Origin of the sequence: Burkholderia reimsis (genome assembly GCF_003294055.1) — a bacterium.
GTDB classification, from domain to species: domain Bacteria; phylum Pseudomonadota; class Gammaproteobacteria; order Burkholderiales; family Burkholderiaceae; genus Burkholderia; species Burkholderia cepacia.
The window spans coordinates 1-408 of the sequence record NZ_QMFZ01000160.1; the positions used below are offsets into that span (position 1 = coordinate 1).

Consider the following 408-nt stretch of genomic DNA (forward strand, 5'->3'; position numbering starts at 1 on the left):
TGTTTGGACCGCCACTGCGCTGATGGCGTGTGCGTCGGTTTTCGAAGCTGTACGAATGTGCATGGTTTAAACCCGTCAATTACGCCGATGGTGTGAATCACTCGTTTATGCGATCTATGCGATCACGGAAGCGGGCCGCGGACGCGCCGCGAGTGCCGTGGCCGCCTCGATACCGATGCCGGTCATGCAGAGCAGGCGCACGACGATCTCGTCCTTGACGCTGCCCGAGATCCGGCCCGTGGTGATGGCGAGGCTGGCGCCGACAATCGCGTGCGCGCTCAGGTGCCAGACGAGATCGGGATCGGAGACGCTGAACAGTCCCGCCTCGACGGCGCGGCGCAAATCGCGAATCGCGAACGGCCCCATGCGCCGGAACAGCGCGTCGGCGATCACCTCCGAGCGGAACAG

General features: G+C 64.2%; 1 protein-coding gene. It reads right to left on the reverse strand.

Annotation, left to right across the window (positions count from 1 at the left end):
- Positions 1 to 114: 114 nt before the first annotated feature.
- The coding region (locus DPV79_RS41735; RefSeq protein ID WP_208866790.1) for a hypothetical protein at positions 115 to 408 on the reverse strand (294 nt) is incomplete at its 5' end.